The 20,942-nt window shown below is 45.0% G+C and carries 14 protein-coding genes and 1 pseudogene; 4 read left to right on the forward strand and 11 right to left on the reverse strand.

The window, feature by feature from the left end; genetic code table 11:
• Positions 1-52: 52 nt before the first annotated feature.
• Genes IC230_RS06350 through IC230_RS06365 form a run of 4 tightly spaced genes read right to left on the reverse strand, consistent with a single transcriptional unit; the run spans position 53 to position 7,603 of the window.
• On the reverse strand, positions 53-1,861 hold the full coding sequence (locus tag IC230_RS06350) for a restriction endonuclease subunit S (protein ID WP_191038138.1): 1,809 nt from the start codon (positions 1,859-1,861) through the stop codon (positions 53-55).
• 12 nt (positions 1,862-1,873) lie between these two features.
• Positions 1,874-2,905 (reverse strand): PDDEXK nuclease domain-containing protein, encoded by a 1,032-nt coding sequence (locus tag IC230_RS06355; RefSeq protein WP_191038139.1) that lies wholly within the window; start codon positions 2,903-2,905, stop codon positions 1,874-1,876.
• Positions 2,895-4,523 carry an HsdM family class I SAM-dependent methyltransferase gene (locus tag IC230_RS06360; RefSeq protein WP_191038140.1) on the reverse strand — a complete coding sequence of 543 codons (1,629 nt, stop codon included), beginning with the start codon at positions 4,521-4,523 and terminating at the stop codon, positions 2,895-2,897. Before IC230_RS06360 ends, IC230_RS06355 begins: the two co-directional genes overlap by 11 nt.
• On the reverse strand, positions 4,517-7,603 hold the full coding sequence (locus tag IC230_RS06365) for a type I restriction endonuclease subunit R (protein ID WP_191038141.1): 3,087 nt from the start codon (positions 7,601-7,603) through the stop codon (positions 4,517-4,519). The genes IC230_RS06360 and IC230_RS06365 overlap by 7 nt, the downstream gene beginning before the upstream one ends.
• 471 nt (positions 7,604-8,074) lie before the next feature.
• Here IC230_RS06365 and IC230_RS06370 point away from each other — a divergent pair, with 471 nt between their 5' ends.
• Positions 8,075-8,809 carry a helix-turn-helix domain-containing protein gene (locus tag IC230_RS06370; protein ID WP_191038142.1) on the forward strand — a complete coding sequence of 245 codons (735 nt, stop codon included), beginning with the start codon at positions 8,075-8,077 and terminating at the stop codon, positions 8,807-8,809.
• A 331-nt stretch (positions 8,810-9,140) separates the two neighbouring features.
• Here the strand turns inward: IC230_RS06370 and IC230_RS34590 are convergent, their stop codons facing one another.
• The 5 genes and pseudogenes from IC230_RS34590 to IC230_RS06395 all read right to left on the reverse strand — a co-directional run bounded on the left by IC230_RS34590 (position 9,141) and on the right by IC230_RS06395 (position 13,452).
• Positions 9,141-9,362: a hypothetical protein gene (locus tag IC230_RS34590; protein ID WP_317171769.1), complete on the reverse strand. Its 222-nt coding sequence runs from the start codon at positions 9,360-9,362 to the stop codon at positions 9,141-9,143.
• A gap of 20 nt (positions 9,363-9,382) precedes the next feature.
• Positions 9,383-10,503 (reverse strand): annotated as a pseudogene (locus tag IC230_RS34745) (DUF389 domain-containing protein).
• A 230-nt stretch (positions 10,504-10,733) separates the two neighbouring features.
• The gene (locus IC230_RS06380) at positions 10,734-11,381 is read right to left on the reverse strand and encodes an HAD family hydrolase (RefSeq protein WP_223860368.1); all 648 of its coding nucleotides are present in this window, start codon (positions 11,379-11,381) and stop codon (positions 10,734-10,736) included.
• Between the two features lie 158 nt (positions 11,382-11,539).
• Complete coding sequence (locus IC230_RS06385; protein WP_191038144.1) at positions 11,540-12,397, reverse strand: DUF5694 domain-containing protein; 858 nt, start codon at positions 12,395-12,397, stop codon at positions 11,540-11,542.
• A gap of 362 nt (positions 12,398-12,759) precedes the next feature.
• On the reverse strand, positions 12,760-13,452 hold the full coding sequence (locus IC230_RS06395; protein ID WP_223860376.1) for a transposase: 693 nt from the start codon (positions 13,450-13,452) through the stop codon (positions 12,760-12,762).
• Between the two features lie 583 nt (positions 13,453-14,035).
• Here IC230_RS06395 and IC230_RS06400 point away from each other — a divergent pair.
• Positions 14,036-15,640 (forward strand): endo-1,4-beta-xylanase, encoded by a 1,605-nt coding sequence (locus IC230_RS06400; RefSeq protein WP_191038146.1) that lies wholly within the window; start codon positions 14,036-14,038, stop codon positions 15,638-15,640.
• 257 nt (positions 15,641-15,897) lie between these two features.
• On the opposite strand, the gene IC230_RS06405 is transcribed toward IC230_RS06400, so the two are convergent.
• A complete protein-coding gene (locus IC230_RS06405) occupies positions 15,898-16,419 on the reverse strand; it encodes a putative immunity protein (protein WP_223860378.1) in 522 nt (173 codons plus the stop codon).
• 178 nt (positions 16,420-16,597) lie between these two features.
• Positions 16,598-16,897, reverse strand: coding sequence for a Tn3 family transposase (locus IC230_RS34750; protein WP_223860380.1), 300 nt, complete (start codon positions 16,895-16,897; stop codon positions 16,598-16,600).
• 325 nt (positions 16,898-17,222) lie between these two features.
• Here IC230_RS34750 and IC230_RS06415 point away from each other — a divergent pair, with 325 nt between their 5' ends.
• The gene (locus tag IC230_RS06415) at positions 17,223-18,338 is read left to right on the forward strand and encodes an alpha-xenorhabdolysin family binary toxin subunit A (protein ID WP_191038148.1); all 1,116 of its coding nucleotides are present in this window, start codon (positions 17,223-17,225) and stop codon (positions 18,336-18,338) included.
• Between the two features lie 146 nt (positions 18,339-18,484).
• Positions 18,485-20,938, forward strand: a complete 2,454-nt coding sequence (locus IC230_RS06420) for a hypothetical protein (protein ID WP_191038149.1) — start codon at positions 18,485-18,487, stop codon at positions 20,936-20,938.
• Positions 20,939-20,942: the final 4 nt, after the last annotated feature.

The raw sequence follows: 20,942 nt of genomic DNA on the forward strand, positions 1-20,942 counted from the left end.
GAACTGCTATGACAAGTCTTTTAACCTTTTTTACTAGAGTACAACTAGTGTTTTACTTTTTCCCTTTGGCCTTCTTCATTTCCTTCCCAAAGCCGTTTGGAATGATATTATTTGTGTGTAGCCACTGCAATCCTTTTTGTAATTGTTCGGGTGTGTACAGCAGCTTACGGTCACTCCAATTGTAGAAGTCTTGGATTAGTAGTTCTTCGGCCACAGGCTGATTCAGGACAATTCGGTTGTTCCAGACCGCATACAACGTAGCAATTATTTCGGCTTCGATGTCCGTTACATCGGCTAACAACGTAAATAGGTTATCAAGGCGGTTTACAACAGGCTGAAAAAAGCTTTGGTAATAGCCGTCAATCTGTCCCTTTTTTTCGAGTGGGGTAAACTTATTCTCCTCTTTTGCAAACCAGTTCGAGGCTTTAAACTTTTCCGAAATGGTGTGCATATAGACGTTATCGTATGGACCAGCAGCCTGATAGTAATAATTCCAGTTCAAATCGACTTCGGCTACGTGCTCAGCTAAGTATTGAATTTTCTGAAACTTGATATTTGTAAAATGAGGATCGTTCTGAAACAGGGAGACGATTTTTCCCCCTAACACCTGCTTGGCAAATGCTTTCTTGTTGTCGGCAATGAATAGATCTTCCTGCTTTATTACGTTCAAATCTTGCTCTTCAAGCTGATTAATACTGTTTACCGTTACCTGACCATTCATCAGCATTGGCAGCAGCCAGTCGCGAAGCGTAGAAAGGCGTTGGTTTTCTTTTTTAGTGCTGAGGATTTTTTCGTAGAAGCTTCCAGTAATAGAATCAAACTTTTTAATAATATCAACCGGCGGTATTGAGATTGACGTTAACTTAAAATCATTAGAAACAATTGCGTCAAAAACAGAGCCATTTGCTTTAGATTTCAACTGCCTTACAACATCACAGACACATAAGTGCAGAAAATAATAATTGATATCTGGTTTTGCCTGTAAGGCATAGCAGGATTGGTTCATGGCCATATCCTGTGCTGCAATATTTACATTTCCAACAGTTCCGCGTGCAGTAACAAATATTGTTCCTTTTGGAAATAACCTTGTGCTACAATTTTTTAATCCTTTTTCGGTAATAGATTGTAGTGTAGAAACTACGAAAATAGAATCCTCTACATCTTTGGGCGTAAAAAAAGGAATATTACCTGACCAGTAAGATGGTTCTTTTGTATTAGGTGTGCCACCACCTAATAAATCACCGACTCTCAAAATATTTCCAGCCTCCCAATCTTCCGGTATTTCCCGTTTCAGTTCTTCATTCCAAACCATCTTGCCACCGTTGCTTTTATAGGGTTTACCGTTGGCATCGGGGAAATCAAACTGCACGAACCAATAGTCGTACAAGGTTTTAGCCATTGCTTCTAGCTCAGCATTGATGCGGTTGTTAAGCTCAATTTTGGCATCTAAAGCGGAAAGGACAGATGCTATAGGAATCTGGTATTTTCTTTCAACGTAAGGGACTTTTAGCTCATGTAAATCATTTCTGTTAATACCTGGTACTGCGCTTTTATCTGACTGACTTAAACTATTTAAACTCTTTAGTAGATAATAAACATACTTAGGGTAGTTTCCTTTAAAATCAATGACGTACAGTGCTGTATTATGTGGCCAGTATCGGCCATTTATATAATACATCTCTCCAAGAGTACCATATCGACCTGTTACTAAACCCTCACCTTCAGCTTTGTACTCATTATGATATCCTGTGATACCTGCTGAACTCAATATTGGATATTTCCCGTCCGCTCGCAAACGCGAAGGCAAATCATATCCTCTTTTAAAATTTACAATCTGCCCAATTTTTTTCCAATCACTCATCACTCCTCAAAACTAGTTAGTATCAAACTCCTCTGTCCATTCAATTAATTTCTGCTGTAACAACTGCTTGTCAGGTAGATAAAGCTTGTACTCCGATGCGTAGATGTTGGCCTCTTTGGGCAACGTTAACTCTACAAGTGCGTCGTTTTTTTGCTTACATAACAAAATTCCAAGTGTTGGCTTTTCGTGATCGAGCTTTACATAACGGTCGTAGTAGTTCACATACATCTGCATCTGCCCAAGATCCTGATGCACGAGCTTATCGGTCTTCAGGTCAATTAACACGTAACATTGCAGTAGTCGGTTATAAAAGACCAGATCGACAAAGAAATGGTCTTCGTTGAACGTGAACCGTTTCTGTCGTGCTTCAAATAAAAAGCCTTTACCCAGTTCGAGCAGAAAATGCTGCATCTGATCAATAATCCGGGTTTCCAGTTGCGATTCAGAATAGGCCGTTTCGGCGTTCAGTCCCAGAAATTCCAGCACATACGGATTCTTAATCACGTCCTGCGGTGCTACTACCCGTTGTCCTTCCTGAGCCAGTTTCTGTACCTGGTCTTTATCCCGACTCAGCGCCAGGCGTTCGTACAGACTCGAATTATACTGGCGTTGCAATTCCCGTAAACTCCAGTTATTGGCCACGCACTCCAGTTCATAGAACCGACGCTGATCGGGGTTGTCAATCCTCATCAGAATCAGGTAATGCGACCAGGATAGCTGAAAACTAGGTTGTTGCAATTCAGCAGACACTGTCTGCTGAATTGAGTACGTCTCATAAAAGGCGCGCATCTGGCGCAGATTGACCTCCGAAAAGCCTTTGCCAAACGTATTAGTCAAGCGAACCGATAGCTCTTTCAATACCTGCTTTCCATAGCCCGCGCGTCCCATACCTTGCTGTTCGTCGTCAACAATCATACGGCCAATTTCGAAATAGGTATGCACCATGGCTAGATTAACGGCCGTCACAACCTGCTTCCGGGCGATTTCGATCAACACAGCTATTCTACCAAACAGCCGCGTATCATCGGGCAAATTAGTGTTCATAGCGTAACCCGGCTAACTGAGCTTTAATCTCGTCTTCCAGCGTTCGGGATTCGGCAAAAAGAGCGTTGAGATTCTGTGTGAAGCCGTTCATTTTGGCCAGAAACTCGTCGGGCGTAATGTCGGTATAGTCGATTTTTACGTCGAAGTACTGCCCAGCGCTGAACGAATAGTTTTTGTCACGGATCTGCTCATACGAGAGCACCACCGAGAAATCTTCAACGGCTTCGTGACGATTGAACGCATTGATAATCTGCTGCTCTTCATCATGGGAAAGCAGAGTTTTCTGGTTTTTACCTTCTTTAATGATCTTGCCCAGTTTAGCGGCATCCATCAGCACAATATCACCTTTGGTATTGGCTTTGTCGATAAACAGTATCGATACATTGGTACCAGTAGTCGCGAAAATATTGGACGGCATTGACACCACCCCCCGCAACATGCGCTCATCGACGAGTTTCTGCCGGATCTTCTTTTCGATACCACTCTGCGCCGTAATAAATCCAGTTGGTACCACAACAGCCGCCCGACCCTTCGGTGACAAGGAATGGATAATGTGCTGAATAAAGAGCAGGTAAATCGACATTTTATCCTTGTCTTTATTGGGGATATTGGGTATACCAGCAAAAAATCGTTCGTTGTTTCGTTTGGTGTCGAGTTCGGGGTAATAGTCGCTAAAATCGAGTTTGAAGGGCGGATTCGATACGATATAATCGAAGGTCATCAGTGCATCACCCGTTTTGTGATATGGCGACAGCATCGTATTCCCCTGAACAATGTTCGGAATCGAATGGACGAGGTTATTCAGAATCAGGTTCAGTCGTAGCATCCCTGATGATTTTTGCGAAATATCCTGAGAGTAAATAGTACAGCGATCTTCGCCAATGGCATGGGCAAGATTCATGAGAAGCGTCCCCGAGCCCGCCGATGGATCGTAACAGGTCACGTCGTATACGGGCGTATCGACCAGAATAGACGCCATGATCTTTGCAACAGCGTGGGGCGTATAATATTCAGCATATTTGCCGCCCCCGTCTTTGTTGTAATCCTTGATCAGGTACTCGAAAATGGTCGAGAAGAAGTCGAATTTCTGATCGAAAATTTGCTCGAAGCTAAAGTTAACTAACTGGTTGATCAGAGCTCGGCAGAAGTTGTCGCGTTGCGAAGGATCGGAGATATATTGGCTCAGTTCATCGAACAGCCTGATACGGGAGCCGGAATTAGTTTTAACCGAAAAAATATCGTTGTTCGTAATGGCGATATCGCGCAGCGTATCATCGAAAAACTTGGCAAATTCTTCCTGCGTTTGTTTGCCAAACAGATACGAGATGTAATGCTGGCGCTTGAGCCGGGCACTATTGGGACTCATGCCCAGCAGCAGCATCTCATAAGCATCGTCTGAGTATCCAGCGATAGCTTCTTCCCACTTTTCAGCGTTTTTAAGGGTTGAATCTAGTTGTTTGACTTCATAGCCAAACTTATCATTCATGAATTTGTACAGAAAAACCTGCGTGATGATTTTAAATTCATTACCATCATTACCCAGTCCGTAAGACGTACAAACGCCCTTCAGGTTGTCAATCAGTTCTTTCGTCTTTGCTGTAAAGTCTTGTACTACCATCTATAATTACCCTGATATTCGTTTACGTACTCCCGCACCACCAGACCATTGATATAGCGAGCGGAGTCAGGTGCTAATTTAACGCTTGTCTGCTGAAAACCCTTAACAACTTCCTGCTGCATCATTTGGGTAAAAAAGCCCTCATTATTCAGCAATCGGGAGTTTTTTAATACCTGATCGTCGGTCTGCTGTTTGATAATCAAGAGCGTTTCATGGATTTCACTTTCGCGTTTGGTGATGTCGCCCCGCTCCAAAATCCGCTTATGAACACGGGCATATTTCGTGTCATTTTCGTATTTAGCCCGTAAGAGATTGTTTTTTCGGTTCAGTTCGTTCACCCGCTCATAGATCACGCGCAGTGACCCGATGTTCTGAATCATGTCGGCCTGCGTAATCTCGTCGAGGTTCTTCTTTTTGAAAAGCCGTTTCAACTCCTCATACAACGTAATAAAATCCGGGTCGTCCTGGTCGAAGTTGCTACGTAGGGCTTCGCGGGTTTTACGGAGAGTATCTTTCAACTGATCGGCCAACACCAGTTCATTTTCCGACACCTTCGTGAACATAAACAGTACATTTTCCAGGGCTATGTTAAGCAGGTTGGTGGTGTCGGTACTATTCTGTAGTGACAGCTTCTGATTCACCAGATCCAGATGATCGGCAGCTACCCGGAAAAGCTCATTCAGCTTTTTAAAGTCGATTTTGGCCAGCAGCTCTACATGATCGAACTGTCGAATGAGGTTATACAGATTTCGGGCGTTGGCGAGCACCTTTTTAATGGCCAACATCGTACTACGATCTTCGATCTCACTGATTTGCTGTGAGAAAATTTCTGAATTGCGCAGATCATAGGGAAACAGAGTTTCTTTAATGTCCTTGATTTCGGCCTCGATCTCCTCTTTGGTTTTAAAGAGATTCGAATAGGTCTGCATCTCATCGCCGAGTTCTTGCTGAAGCTCGTCAAAGTAATCTTTATTGGTCTTATCGAACTCATTCCGAATGTCGGCAAAGTCGACTACGTAGCCGTATTGAAAACTTTTGTAGGGTCGATTTACACGCGTGAGGGTTTGCAGCAGATTATGATCTTTGACAACCCGCCCGAGGTATAGCTTTTTCAGGCGTTTGGCGTCGAATCCCGTCAGGAGCATATTGTACACAAACAGCAGATCAATTCGACCCTCCTTAAACTCCTCTACCTGCTGCCGTCGATCGTCTTTTGTACCGGCATCATGCAGAATCAGCGCAGCCGAAAGGGCTTTTTTGGATTTAGCCGTGGTTGTATAAATGCCCTGTTGGTCAGCAGCAAGCGCAATACTAGATGAAGTACTAAGCGGAACAACGGTAGCCGTAGCCACGTATTTCGATTGAAAGAGTTCGTACAGTTTTTCAGCCTGATCAGCGCTATCGCACACCACCATACCCCCAATGGTTTGATCGCCCAGCCGCTTTCGGCTTTCGGTGAAATCCAGAATTATATAGTCGAGCATAGGCTCAACAAAGGTAGGGTGCGCGTAAATTAGCCGTCGATCCACATCGCCTTTCAGAATTTCGACTTCTTTCAAGGCCTGTTCCAACTGAATTTTATAATTTGTTTCGATGCCTTCTCGAATCAGTTTCAGCGTATAGCCATCGGCAATGGAAGCGTTGTAATAATATTTATGAATATAGTCGCCGAAAATATCCTTCGAACGAGCGTCTTTACCAATTAGGGGTGTACCGGTCAGCGCGATGACAATTGCTTTTCGATCAGACGTAGACAGGTTGGCCAGAAAACTCCCTTCCAGTTTGTAACCCCGGTGTGCTTCGTCAACAAAATAAACCCGCTGAATATCGATGGCATAATCACTGCTTTTCAGGACGCTGGTTTCTTCCTTAAACTTCTGAATATTGACGACCGTGATTTCAGGCTGTCCTGTCAGATTATGAATCGCTTTGGGCGTTCGGTAATCGCTGACCAGTTCCTCTTTTGAATTCACGGTATGAACGACCAGTCCCCGGCTGGAAAACTCGCGTTTAGCCTGGTTCATCAAATCAATCCGATCGACGATAAAATAGAATTTCGGAATGACCCCTTTGCGCTGAAAATAATCCGTCAGGTAGGCGACATTATAAAAAGAGAGTGCCGTTTTTCCACTCCCCTGCGTGTGCCAAATAATTCCTTTCCGTTTGCCCTCGTCAATGGTTTTTTCAATGGCTTTCGTCGCAAATAACTGCGGGTAGCGCATTACATGCTTCTCAAGCCCTTTTTCTTCATGCACATAAACAATGCCGTATTTCAGGATCATCTTTAACCGCTCCTGGCTAAAAAGTGATGTCAGGATGCGATTGGTCGGGTTATTGGGGTTTTTATTGGTAATGAATTCAGGCGAGTGCTTGATGGCTGCCAGGTTGTTGTCCTTCAGAATAACGTTTTCCAGCGTATCATCTTCAAGGGCCAGCTGGTGGGCTAGCTCGTTGGATAACTCTTCTCGAAAGCAGTTGAAGTTGACCTGCTGCGTGGACGTGGTAGCGTAAAATGCACCCTGAATGGGAACAATAGACTCGGTGTCGTACTCCATATTATTGGAGAAGACCAGAAGCTGGGAAATATTAATAAACCGTTTGAACTTCGGGTTGCTGAACCGCTTGTTGATCCGATCCCGTTCGGCCAGAACGCCCTCCCGATTATTTGGCTTTTTCACTTCGATAAACGCCAACGGCATTCCATTGATCAGTAACGTAATATCAGGGCGGAACTCATCGTCCCCGTTTTTGCACGTCAGTTCTGTAACTACACGGAAGTCATTCGTGTCAAAATTTTTAAAGTCAACTAGTTTGATGTCCGACGTGGCCAGCAGCATTTTATAAAACTCCTGCCCTAAATCATCGTTGTCTAACGCAAGTTTTATTTTTTCGAGTAAGCGACTTACATCTTGGGCATCAACGCCAGGGTTGATTTGGTAAAGGCTTTCGTGAAAAATGTCGGTAAAGATATTGGTGCTTTCATCGTGGTTGGCATTCGACAAGGAGAGGTACCGATAGCCTAATCGATTAAGGTGCAGAATTGCAGGAATTTTTACACGCGTATTCTCATTAAACGCCATTATTACTTTTTAAGCAGTTTGTAAAAGAAAGTGACAATATAAAGCCAAAACGCCTAGGTTGTTGACAATTCCTTTCTTTGTGTTAGAAGGTCATCATTATAGTATACATGAGCAGTAACGGAATAATTTATACTCAGGCTTGCTTACTATGTCTCCAGCAGCGTCCATATCCGAAAACGCTGAACTGCTTACACTGATTAAACATAATAAATCCCACAAGCCCAATAAAGAAATTTACAATTTGTGTATTATTTGTACCTTAGAGTTTTTCTGTTAAGTGTATATATCTAATTATAAGGAGCTTGGGCTTGTGCATTACTTTCTGTATCGGGAAGTAAACACTACTACTAAAACAGCATTATTATTGTTATAAATCATACTGGAGGCCCAACAGATCAACAAGGGAATGTCGAGGAAGGGGTCGACGCTACGGCCAGTTATCAATTGCCAGCCGGCAATTACACCTTTACGGTGAATCGAGCGCAGAAAGCAGGTCAATGGGAGGCCAGATGGCATACATTCCGGCTGATTGTCCAACCTCCTTTCTGGAAAACCGGCGGGTTTTTTGTGTTGCTGGGCCTGACCCTTACCAGTGGTTTAGTACTGCTGTATCGATCGTTGCTCAGTCGGTATAAATTACGCCAACAGCTCGTCCATCGGCAGATGGAGGCCGAAAATCTCCGACAGTTAGACGAGATGAAAAGCCGGTTCTTCGCCAACATCACCCACGAATTTCACACTCCCCTGACCCTGATTCTGGGTCCTCTCGAACAATTGTTACTGCAAAGACAGTCCACGCCTATACAGAGACAACTAACAGGGATCGAAACCCATGCCCGCCAGTTACTGAATCTGATCAACCAGTTAATGGACCTAACTAATCAAGCGCCCGATCCTTTTCTGGGCCAGCTTTACCATCTCCTGGATGCGCACCTAAGCGATCCGGATTTCGGTGTAGAAACGATGATGAGCCAGCTAAACCTGAGCCGCACGAATCTGTTTCGTAAAGTGAAAACGCTCACGGGTTTATCGGCCAATGACCTGCTGCGTCAATACCGTCTCAAACAGGCCACCTACTACCTAAGCGAAGGGCTGAGGGTCAGTGAGACAGCTTACCGGGTAGGCTTCGAGAGTCCGGCTTATTTCGCTAAATGTTTTCGGAAGTTGTATGGGCTAGCGCCCCGCGACTTTGTGTCCCAATCGTAATTTTGCTGTTCATTTTTATAGATTGACTGCCATATTTCAGAACGTAAGAAAGCCGCCTTCGATCGCCGGACAGCATCCAGTTCGCTGTATTTGTTTTATAGGGAATAGTCAAAGAAGGTGACTAACTCTCTATAGTAGTATATGAATTATACAATTGGCATTACTCAGTTGAATTTGAGAGAGTAATTAGAACAACTACTAAAAGTACAAAAATGGCATTAATGTGTTTTCGTGGACGAAAACCCTTCGATCAGTGAATAGCTATCCGAAGCTAGGGGCAAATTTTAGGCAATAAATTATGAACCTGGAACACGAAAAGGTACGTTATCGCTCACTCGACTAAGAGTTTAATTCGCTTACTTTTCGTCCGACTTTGTAGCCACTTCTCAATGCGTTGGTGTTCAGCCCAGGTATGTTGACGGGCGAATTTGGCATACACCAACATAACCGTATCGGGTTTTATAGTGGCCGCATTCACTACCAGTGAACGGGCAGCAGTGAAGGTTTGCAGATCGGGCATCAGGGTTTTGAGTTCATTGCGCAAATCAGCCACGGGCAATCGGGAGGTTTGGGTTAGCTCGATATGCCGACGTAATGAATCAATGGTTTGATCCTTGCGGGCTTGATTACCTGGTCGGCTACCGTATTGGTAAGGGCATCAACGTCAATAGGCGCATCCTTGAAACTGCCCTGATGCACAATTAGTTGCGCATCGTTCAGGCCATACGTGGGCATTTTTGCCTTCAGCAGATTGATGGAGTCTGTGGGCAACGGCTCTCCAACCAGCGTAAGTTCGAGTCGGCTCTGGTGCTGATTGAAATGTGCATCATATTTTATGACTTGCCGGTAGTGAAAATCACACTCTCTGGCAACAAATCGCTTGGCCTCCTCTTCGAAAATAGTCTTACGAACAATTTGATAACCCAGATACGTGCTAGGTACAATGGCAATCAACACGGCCAGCCAAATCGTATTGCGCACACGCCGTTCAACTTCAGACGTTGGATATTCTTTTTGATGATAGCCCAGGAATCGTACAATCAAGAACGTAGCCAGACTAATACAGATCCCATTGATGAGAAATAGGTAAAACGCGCCCGCAAAGTAGTACAGATTACCGGTAGCGATGCCATAACCTGCTGTACACAGGGGAGGCATTAGAGCGGTAGCTATGGCCACTCCTGGAATAACATTGGTGACCTTCTCTCGACGTGAGCCTGCTACAATGCCCGCCAGGCCACCAAAGCATCCCAAACGGTGGGCGATGTACGAGCTAACAGTTCCGACTGAGCGAGGTGTAAAGGGCTCAGAACGAGATAGATCGTGGAGGTCAGCAGACTAATGAAAACCGCAATACTCAGGTTTTTCAGCACGCGGGTGATCATCGCCAAATCATTGATACCGACTCCCATGCCAATTCCCATTATAGGGCCCATTAGCGGGGAGATAAGAAACGCACCTGTGATAACCGCCGGGGAGTTGATATTTAATCCAATGGAGGCAATGAAAATCGCGAAAATTAACGTCCACAGATTTATGCCCCGAAATTCGATACCTCGGCTAACCGATTGGATAACCTCCGCTTCATCGTCCTTATCCTCTTCCAGACTGAATCGCTCTCGCAGAAACCGACCAAATCGGGCCAGTAAATCGGAACGCTTGGGATGGGGTGTATTCTCATGGTTTAGTAACATGACTGGACAACTGGACGAGAAAATAGAATGTTTTTTCTGTGGATCGACTTGGTGGATGCTTACAGTCGACGGGCAAACCTTTGAGATATCTATTTTGGGCTAAGGAGTCTTTTAAATTGATTATGTACCGCATAGTGTACAAATCTAGGTTTCAGCTACTCATAGAACGATATCGGATCGATCAGTGAAGCTGCTGGTAGGACTATTGAGGAAATCGTTAATGTCACTCCTTATTGATCAACGCTTAGGCCGACCCGATCGAGGGCGGTTCGGGTGGTCTGGTAATCAACGTGACAAATGCCCTGAATGCCTAAGCTCGCGGCCACACTGACAAAGAGAGATCGATCATCCAGATACAGGATCTGATCAATCGGTGTTTGGGCCAAATCGATGGCCATTTTATAAATATCGGCGTTTGGCTTGCGTAAATGAACAAAGCTGGAGGAGACAAAAAAGTCGACAAATTCAGCTAAGCCAAAGGTCTCAATCCGGTGTCTGTTCAGCTCCCGACCTTCGTTACTGACGACGGCAATTTTTAGTTGGTAGGTTTGTTTCAACTGCCGAATCAGCTCGATCATGTCGGGATAAGGCCTCGACTGGGCGAACATGAATTCTTTAAAACGGTCCATCGAGAAGGATCGGGCTTGATAAAAAACGATCCGATCCAGGTATTCGTCCAGGGTGAGCTTACCCGTTTCGTAGGTGTCAAAGGTCAGATGGTGTCGTTCTTCCAGATCAGCTAGATCCAGGGCAAACGTCTCGGCTGCCAACCTGCGGGCAGCCCGGTCCCAGCCATTAGAAAGGAGTACGCCCCCAATATCAATAAACAACGTGGTAATTGATGGCTTGTTAGTTAGTTGGTTTTCTGGTACACTCATCGTCATTGAAAGGTTATATAACGCAGGAACATAGCTGGAACTATTTCCTGAGATAGCGCTGAACGGTCGGCTAATTCAGCACAGAGGGGTTAGACACTAAAATCATTACGTAGCCCGTTTGTATCTGTCCGTTTGCGATGGACGATTGACACGGCCAATTATCTGTCGAGATACGTAGTGGGATCGATTACCGTATAAGCAGGATCATCCCGTAAAATGCTTTTGAGCGAACCAAGGTGAGCCGCGCCAATGAGTAACAGCACCCGTTTTGCCTTCGTTTTTAGTTGAGCCGTAACCATGTTCGAGTAGATTTTGTAATCTCTATTTTTAAAAACAGAAATCAGCTCAGCGCCAATATAGTTCGGATTGACAAAGGCCGTGTCAACCATCGCGTCTGGATTTTTAAATGTTCCGTTTATCACTCGGGCTGGGGTAATGTAGCGCAAATGATAAATTTTGTTATAGGTCTCCGGCTGATTGATAAAAACCAGATAGTTTTTCAACGACAACCTATTTTCCTGTAAGGCTTTCACTTTGTCAACGACCATCGATCGCAAGGCCATTCCTTCTTCTTTATACAAATGGATGTTCTCGCCGTTGTCCAGAATGCTTTGCGAAGTTCCCCCTGGCGCATTGACACAATATATTTTGGCTAGTCCAAGCTGTTTCCCCATTCGAAAGGCTAACTGATAGACTTCACTTCGGCCATCTGCCAGTTGATCCAGTTTGAGGTTATCATGCATGTATAAGCTATACAAACTATCGATCATTTTTTGTTTTTCCGGCAACACCTCTACCATGATCATGTTCGGCTGGTAAGGCAGAATGAGTTTGGTGAATGCGGCAAGCTCACCTTGTTGCCTGGGCAGCAAAACGTCCGTGTTTGGGTTATCGCTTTTATAGAGTTGGGCCAGGTGATCGGACCCCAACAGCATAATATCGGTCTTTTGCCCTTGTGCTGAAAAATTAAACAGGGAGGCAACGAGTAGGGTAAGGACTGTCGAGTTTACCTTCATTCGAGTTTACAGTGTATAATTAATAAGACTTTTACCTGATCAAGCCGCTATATTCGCTAAATCTAGGGGAATTAGTCGGTTCCCTACTGGTGTGGATAGATGCGGAAAGCCTGGCTGCGTTGTGACCAGGCTTTTTTATCGTACCCATTACCCATTCTGGGTTTATGTCGAATAAATAGAGTCGATCTGAATAGTTGCCAGGTACGCTTCCAAAACAATGAGACGATGAAATTTTGCGCAACGTATGCAAGTGGCCTACTATCAGAACATTCATGTTGAGTCGTTCTGGGGGAGTTTCAAGGCAGAATTAGTAGAGACGGTTCAATTTCTGACCGGCAAGATGCGCATCATTAGCTTTTCAACTATATTGACCGAAGCGCGTGCAGTATAATGTGCGCCGTTTGCACCCAAGTATCGACTACCGTTTTTCGATTGATGTTGAAAATCGGACCGTTGGTACTGTTGTGAGAAGCAAATTTTGAGATAGAATTTTTTTCATATTTTTGAATTACAAATAGGACAACTCGGCTTCGGCCAGTTGATACTGTATAGTCCCCGACCGGCGGGACTATTTTTTTGTTCTTCTCGGCTCGGTTCGCTAAATACAAAAGGTCATACTTGATCTCATGAAGCCATAAGTCGTAGGCAATCAAAAGCAATCGCTTTTGAACAACCACATAGGCTTTCATCTTAATACGAGTTCGTTTGTAGACCCGATCATAAAGGGCTTTGCAACTGGGTTTATTGAACCGAACCGCATTAAAAGCAAACATATGCAGGATACAACGAAGCCGACCGCTCGGCTCGGGCGGCCCCGTGTTACCCTTTTGGAAGATGCGCATTTTGCCCGAGTGGTTACCCGACTGATTCTCTATGACGTTATACCTCGCATAGCTAACTAAATGACGCTGGTTGTTGAAGCCTTCAAAACTGTTGGTTTCAGCGACGAGAATGGCCACCGACAGTAAAGCTAGCCCTTTGATGGATACCAGCCGCTCAACACGAGGTTTGAGAATAGGGTCTACGTCAATGAGTTCTTTGATAGCCGTTTTCAAAGCGACTATCTGTGCCTCATAGACGGACACCAATTTGGTATGACCGAACACCCAGTCAACAAGAATCTTATTTTTTCACTACCGCAATGGCCGCCTGAAAAAATCTTCACTATACTGTTGCAAGTCCACTAGTGCCATTTATCCAGAATAAGTTTATCCGATAAAAACACCCTCTAACATAAACTTCACGACTACAACAGTATGTAACAGTATGAAACGTCTTATCAGCTGGTGATCAGTTTTACTACGTACTATTGGGCGCCTGGCTCCGTCTGCACATGCTGGGAACCCACGGCATGAAAAAGTCAGCGTTGACACTGCTCGATCCCAGCGGCTAATCTTAACCGAATTTATTAGTAACTGCGTACGACGCAATTTCTGAAGAAATGATCAGGGAATTGTCCTTTAAAGAACTTATCAACACCCAAAAGAGAAGGGCCGATCAAAGCAATTACGGCTTCGGCTTGGCAGTAGTGATGTAAAAGATGCTGACGACGGAAGAAGCCTATGAACGGACTTAATTCAAGCAATTATGGCCCTAAAGCGATCAGTAGCTATGTGTATGAGTATAAATCAAATCTATATGAAAAAAAGAATTTTGGAATTTGTAGGGCTGCTGGCCGTTGTATCCGCCTGTATGACCGATCATGAAGGCGTGGAACCCCCTGTAATGGGAACCGTGTCATTAAAATCGGTGGCTACTTTTCCGATTGCTGTGGCAGGTAGCAATGGGGCTTTCATAACCAATCCTACCTCATCGACTATCATCAAGCGGGACTTCAATGGCATTACGTTTGAAAATGAAATGAAAAACAATGCCCTGGTAACAAGTTCCGGGGGGTATAATTTCACGACAGCCGATGCCATGGTGGCAGCTGCACAAGCGGCTAATATGCAAGTTCATGGGCATGTTTTAGCCTGGCACTCACAAGCGCAAGGCACCTATTACCGAAGCATTTTAACGTCTGCCCGTCCGAGTGATACGAACTTAATACAAAATCCTGGTTTTGAAGACGGAGATGCGACCAGTTTTGCTCGGTTCACTGTGTTGAATACGGGCAACCCCGCTGGAACGGCTACCATAAGTGTAGGTTCCGGCGCGGCTGAAGTACGCTCCGGTAGCCGCTCTATGAAAGTGGTAAACCCGACCGCTTACACCACAGAGCAATGGCGCGTGCAGGTAGCTTCTGATCCTATTCCGCTTACGGTGGGCAAACAATACCAGGTTAGCTATTGGGTAAAAGCAGCCGCGGCCAATGGTTCTATAAGACTTTCAACTCAACCTTCTGCTTTGTACCAGGGCGATCAGACGATCGGTACTTCCTGGCAGCAGGTAACCTGGCTTATTACCGCTAATGAAGCCCAAACCCGTATTGTATTTGATATGGGACGTAATAGCAACACGTATTTTATTGATGATGTGAGTGTCAATGAATTAGTCACAGCGGGTGGATCTGCCAATAATTATACAAAGGTAGATAGCCTGCTTAAAACAACGATTCAACAGATTGCAGGGCATTTCAAAGGAAAGGTGCGCGGTTGGGATGTAATCAATGAAATGTTTTCCGATGGGCCTGCGGGGGCTATTCGAAACAATACGAACACAGCCAATGCTACGGCTAACGATGTATTTGTCTGGAGCCACTACCTAGGTCGTGATTTTGGGGTTAAAGCATTCACCTATGCCGCAGAAGCGGACCCGGCGGCTAAGTTATTTATAAACGATTACAACCTGGAATCCTCAACGGCCAAGCTGGATTCTATGATTGCTTATGTAGCCGAAATCAGACGCAGAGGAGCTAAAGTAGACGGAATAGGCACCCAGATGCATGTTAGCATTAACACCAATAAAGAGCAAATAGATACCCATTTCCGGAAACTGGCGGCTACTGGCCTATTGATTCATGTCTCTGAACTGGATATAGGTGTGAATACGACGAATGCGACCAGTTTAGTACTTACTGATGCCCTGGAAACTACTCAGGCCGAGATGTATAGCTATATCGTCAATTCGTATATGCGTAATGTGCCCAAGTCACAGCGTTATGGCGTAACCATCTGGGGATTACTGGACAATCAAAGCTGGCGCTACAGAAACGGGGCCGATTACCCGCTTCTGTACACGCCGGCTGGTGCCAAAAAGAAAGCGTACGAAGCCGTACTAAATGCGTTAAAATCGGGACTATAATTAATTGTAGACGGTAATTTATTGTTCCTTAGCGCACAACTCGTTCGAGTTGTGCGCTTTTTTAATACCCAGTTTCCATTTCCGGTTGCAACTGACAAGGTGAATGCGCTGATTGAATAGCGTATGCTACTAACGGAAGTTGACAGTTATTAAAACTAACTGTCTCTTCAAACGCTTCTACCCGAGATGAATGAGCGTTCGTGTATCTGCTTCATTAATGGGGCTTTTAAGAGACGAACGAGAGGTTCATTTCTCCTTTATTTTCGAGCTGTTAAGACAATCGTTTTGATAGAAGATGGTAATTGCTCATGTTGCCATTGCTGTTCTAGAGGCCTACCATCTTTGTTGATTGCCTTTAAAGCGTAATCCGCTGCTTTTAACGAATGGCCAGCTATATGAGCCACCGCTACAACATGCCCAACCGCCCGGGTGATGGCTATTTTAACCGGGTCCTCAAGCTGCTTGGCCATAGCAATAGCATTGAGTGCTGCTTTGCGTGCATCCCCAACCGAAGCTTTTCCCTGCTTCCAGGCATGACCAACTTTCAGTATATCTAGCAAAGGCTGATTTGATTGCTCACCGATACGATCTAAGACATGTTTCACACAAGCGGAAGCCCACTCTAGCAAATCATGCTGTTGCTGCTTTCCTAAAGGCCCCCCACGATGCTCTGCCACAAATCTCCTGTCTCTCAGTAGACAACCCCTATGCTGATGAGCCAATGATACTTCTTTAGTTCTGCGGAAAATTACATAATCACGATCGGCCGCTGGCGCCATTTGGCGGCTCTAACCGAACAAGATGGTCTAGGCAAGGAAAAGTTTAGCAGAGTCTCCAAATCAAAAACGGATTCCTGATTATCAGCATCTGTAAAATCACCCTCACCGCCCGGATTTATGTGATGCCAGCGATGCGTCGACGATTGCAGAAATGTACTTTATAACTCCTCCCGTTCGCTTAGCGCTGAACATTGTCGTAACCGCTCCGACAGGTACAGCAGATAGTACTATAATGGCATTCATAATGACGACTTTGCCACCAGTAGTAACCCGTCGCTCCCAGTCGGTTTGACCAGAGCCTGATTATTTCCCAATATGATAGCACGGCTAAACTTGTTCCTGTGCCCCATCTGGGTGAGCATACCTCCACAGTGGCCTGCAATTCGGGATCATGCACATAAAACAATATATAATTAGTTTTATACACCCGTCCCACGTCTTTCAGAGCCATGTAAAGCGACTGTTGCCGGTCACACAAGTTAAACTTACTCCAAGTTTATTTTAGGTTGTAACAAATTATAAATAGACTAGAATAATGTATCTATTTAGAGTAATAAATGCACATAAATTATATACTACCTCTTAGTAAATAATCAAGTATTAACAATATATAACCATTTACATTTGATTCCATCCGCTGAGAGCAACATTTTGTGTATGCTTTTAGGGTGAAACTTCGACCAAATGGGATTGCTGCAGCAGTTCATTGGTAACTATTAACAAGAATCAGGCAAACTCTTGTTTACGTCAGTATTATTTCCTCACAACAACCAGTAAACTACTTACAATCAGATTAACAAATTATGGAACAGGAATCAGTAACCCAAACTCCCAGCCTTGGCCCCGGCTCTATTGCACAAGCATCTGTTTCGGGAGGGCCCGCATTTGCACTTTCTGCAACTGAATGGATCAGCATCCAAACCTACGTTATCGACGCCTTGGTTTTACCCACCACGTTAGATGCCCTAAAAACATCAATTGGTTCTGGTGCTCCGTCTGACATGAGCGATTTTAGTCAACTCGTAGCGGCCTATGGGGGTATTCACGACCATGTTACCACTTGGCAGAATGATACCTTTCCCCAAAGCGTTTCGCTTGCTTCTGACATTCATAATTATGCACAGCAAGCGCCAACGTACTACAATCCTATTTTACCGCTTGCCCAGAAACTTACTGCTAATCCTGATGATCAGACTGCTAAAGATGAATTGACGGCAATTTTGGGTTTACTGTCGTCTAAAGCCACTGAATACCAGAAGAATGCTGCTTCAGTGGCTGCGAAAATTAAGGATTTTGCGGATCAAACGCAGAGTGATAAAGTGAAGCTGAGTGGCACAGATGGCAAGGGGGGACTGCAAAAATACTATAATGATAAGTATGGAGCGACCAGTACGGAAGTAATTACGATTACTGAACAACTGAAAGCTGAAAAACTGGTACTTGATGCTGCTAATGCAGACTATAATCACGATGTTATCGTAGCTGCTACGACACCTACATATGCCTGGGTATGGCCAATTGGTACTGTTGCCGCAGCTATTGTAGCGGGTATTTATGGGGATAAAGCGGTTAAAGCGCTGGAAAGAGTCCGGGCCGCTCAACAACAAATTAACTCTCTTTCTGATAAGCTGGCTGCTGATGCCAACTTAATGATTGCCATCAACTCCGTCGAGTCTGGGCTTACGAATATACTAGGTCCCCTGAATGCCGCGCTGCCTATTATTCAAAAAATACAGGGTGTGTGGGGGGCGATTGCCGATGATCTCAACAATATAATCAATCTAATAAAAACGAATATTCAGGAAGCACTGCCTATCATCATGAACTTGGGTGTGCAATCAGCCATCAATGCCTGGACGGCTGTGGGCCAGGAAGCGGATGCCTACCGAGTTAACGCATACGTAACCGTTAATAAGTAATGCTTGCTTGAATGCCTGACCGAACAAATAGGATACTATAAACCGAAGTTCGGTAAGTGAGGGTAGACGTTTATAGCTATACGTCTGCCCTCACTAAGCATAAAAATCCTGAATAATCCCTTCCTCTTTGATGAATATTAAAAACTATGACGTCTTCTATAATCACTGCCACTAACCAGTCATTCTCGCCACCGGATTGGCCCTCGTTTTATTCCGATTTACAAACTAAAGGCAACGTACCGAATGCCTCAACCGAACTGATCGGGTCGCAAAATGCGATTCTTCGGGGTATGTGCCTGGATTTCTCCGCTATTAAAGAAAGTATCCGACAGTCTGGTCAGACGCCGATATTGACCACCATCTACGCTGACGTATTACTGGTGCCTGACTTAACCAACTGGCTGCTTCAGTCGACAGGCCTGGTGATTTTTGCCCGCAGGATTGAAGTAACGGGTAGTGCTACGATAATTCTTGACTATCGGCAAAGTAATACAGCACAATTAGTTGTGTTTGCTGATGAGTTAGTGGGTACTCTAACAGGTTCTGCGGTTGTTCCTAATCAGGAGCAGCCTGTTCTCTTTACGATTAACCAGGATACGCTTGCTCCGGGCATTTCGGTTAATAACACCAATGGCCAGCCCGTCTGTCAGCCTCTTCAGCTACAACAGGGTATTGGGTTTCAGGTAGCAGATGATATGCAACTGTATTTGAACAATTCATTCATTTTCGGTTCGCTGTTGTACGACCAGAATCCCGATCTGGCCTTATCCATATTTTTATGGGTAAAAAGCTGGGCGGCCCAAAGTGGCCAGTTTGAAGATTTGTTTTATCGCAGTACTAGTCTGGTTACACTGTTGAGTGCCCAAATAAATGCTACTGCCAACGGCGCTGTTTTTGTTCCTTATCTCACATCAAGTGTATATACGGACCTAGCCCGCGCCTTTGCTTCCTACGCAAGCGAATATGAGTCGCATTACGAAACGTTAAGCACGCAAAAAACGCTAACCGATGAAAATATTGCGCTGGCTAAAACGATGGTAGCCAATGCAGATGCAGAAAATCAATACGTAACGGCACTTCTGCAACAAGCTAATAACAACTATAGCAATGCGGAGGCTGCTGCAACCAAGGCTCAAATCAATTTCAATAATCAGCAACTGGCCGTAAACGCGGTTCAGGCTAACTTTCAGCAGATAGGTATACCGGATTACGAACGGGAACAGATTATTAAAGCCATCGTCAGTTTGGTTACAGCGGTAGTAACGTTTGGTGCGGCTATCGGTGCAATGGCTATGGGCGACGAAGCCGCAGCACCAGCCGCAGCCGAAGGCGCTGTAAATGGTGCCAAGGCTGTTGCGCAAGCAGCCGACACTGGCGCTGCCGTCGCTAAAAAGGCCAGCGAATTAGCTGATACTATGGCGAAACTTAAGAAGCTGGTGGAGGTTCTGCAAAAAGTGTATGAACTGGCTAAGGCGGTAAAAGAGGTAGCTGATAATATAAGCAGTGCCCAGGCCCAAATGAACACCATTCAGGAGATGAAGGACACTACGGATGGTGCGGATCTGAGCGCAGCTGACGGCTGGGCCATCTTTAAGCTGAAAGCCGATGACGTATTACAGGACTCGGTCGATAAAGGGATCAAATTTGCTGCCGATTACAAGCAGGCTCTCGATATTCTGGTTATTTATGGTCAGTCGCTTTCAGCAGCACAACTCGCCGTTATAAAAGCGGGGCAGCAAGTGGCAGCCATTACGTTCCAATTGCATTACACTCAGCAAAAACAAGCTAACCTACAGAATCTGGTGAACACCTTGAAAGCTGGTGAAGCGCCTATGCTGGCCATGATGCAACAGTTTTACCAAAAGTATTTAGACGCGAAGAGTTTGCTGTTCGCTGCCTTACGATCTTACCAGGCATCCTATTTTTATTGGGCTCTTAGTCCCTCCAATGTTCATCCGAAGATCGTTGATCCGGTGAGTAATCTCGACTCCGGCATTCAGGATATCACCAAAATAACGATGGATTTTGCCAATGCGCTAACCCGCTTTGATCCACCGCCACAGGTGATGAAGAATACGTATGTTGAGATCACCCAGCCATCGGTTCTGGAAACGCTTCGAACGACGGGGAGAGCTACCTGGGTGGTACCGCTTGACAACCCGAATTTTGCGGGTCACACGCGGGTGAGGCTTAGTAACATCAGGGTTTGGCTGGAGGGTACCAAATCAAATGCCGAAAGCTATTCCGTTTACGTCATCATTACCACGGCCGGGAATTATCTGGACACCTACCAGGGAACAAACTATCAGTTTAATAGTAAAGGGTTGAATCGATCATTCGAATATCTGGTTGCAAAGCAAGGGCAAAACCCTAACTGGACATTCGACAATGGCAACCTGGGATTCGTGCAGATCGATGGTGAAGTAGACAAAGAAGTAGCTTACGCCTATTTTCAGCCTACACCTTTCAGCGAGTGGAGTATATCCCTGCTATCGAATAACCCTGGCCTGGATTACTCCGCCGTAAGTAAAATAACCATGTCTTTTGAAGGGTCAACTATCGGTTCGACGGGGGCAGCGTTCAGATCAATACAACTGTAAACGA

The sequence above is a fragment of the Spirosoma validum genome (assembly GCF_014699035.1).
Classification (GTDB): Bacteria; Bacteroidota; Bacteroidia; order Cytophagales; family Spirosomataceae; genus Spirosoma; species Spirosoma validum.

Excerpts from the sequence above, each read along its gene's own strand:
- IC230_RS06415 (WP_191038148.1), top strand. The coding sequence starts at position 17,223 with ATGGAACAGGAATCAGTAACCCAAACTCCCAGCCTTGGCCCCGGCTCT.
- IC230_RS06350 (WP_191038138.1), bottom strand. The coding sequence starts at position 1,861 with ATGAGTGATTGGAAAAAAATTGGGCAGATTGTAAATTTTAAAAGAGGA.
- IC230_RS06385 (WP_191038144.1), bottom strand. The coding sequence starts at position 12,397 with ATGAAGGTAAACTCGACAGTCCTTACCCTACTCGTTGCCTCCCTGTTT.
- IC230_RS06365 (WP_191038141.1), bottom strand. The coding sequence starts at position 7,603 with ATGGCGTTTAATGAGAATACGCGTGTAAAAATTCCTGCAATTCTGCAC.
- IC230_RS06400 (WP_191038146.1), top strand. The coding sequence starts at position 14,036 with ATGAAAAAAAGAATTTTGGAATTTGTAGGGCTGCTGGCCGTTGTATCC.
- IC230_RS06405 (WP_223860378.1), bottom strand. The coding sequence starts at position 16,419 with ATGGCGCCAGCGGCCGATCGTGATTATGTAATTTTCCGCAGAACTAAA.
- IC230_RS06355 (WP_191038139.1), bottom strand. The coding sequence starts at position 2,905 with ATGAACACTAATTTGCCCGATGATACGCGGCTGTTTGGTAGAATAGCT.
- IC230_RS06420 (WP_191038149.1), top strand. The coding sequence starts at position 18,485 with ATGACGTCTTCTATAATCACTGCCACTAACCAGTCATTCTCGCCACCG.
- IC230_RS06380 (WP_223860368.1), bottom strand. The coding sequence starts at position 11,381 with ATGAGTGTACCAGAAAACCAACTAACTAACAAGCCATCAATTACCACG.
- IC230_RS06360 (WP_191038140.1), bottom strand. The coding sequence starts at position 4,523 with ATGGTAGTACAAGACTTTACAGCAAAGACGAAAGAACTGATTGACAAC.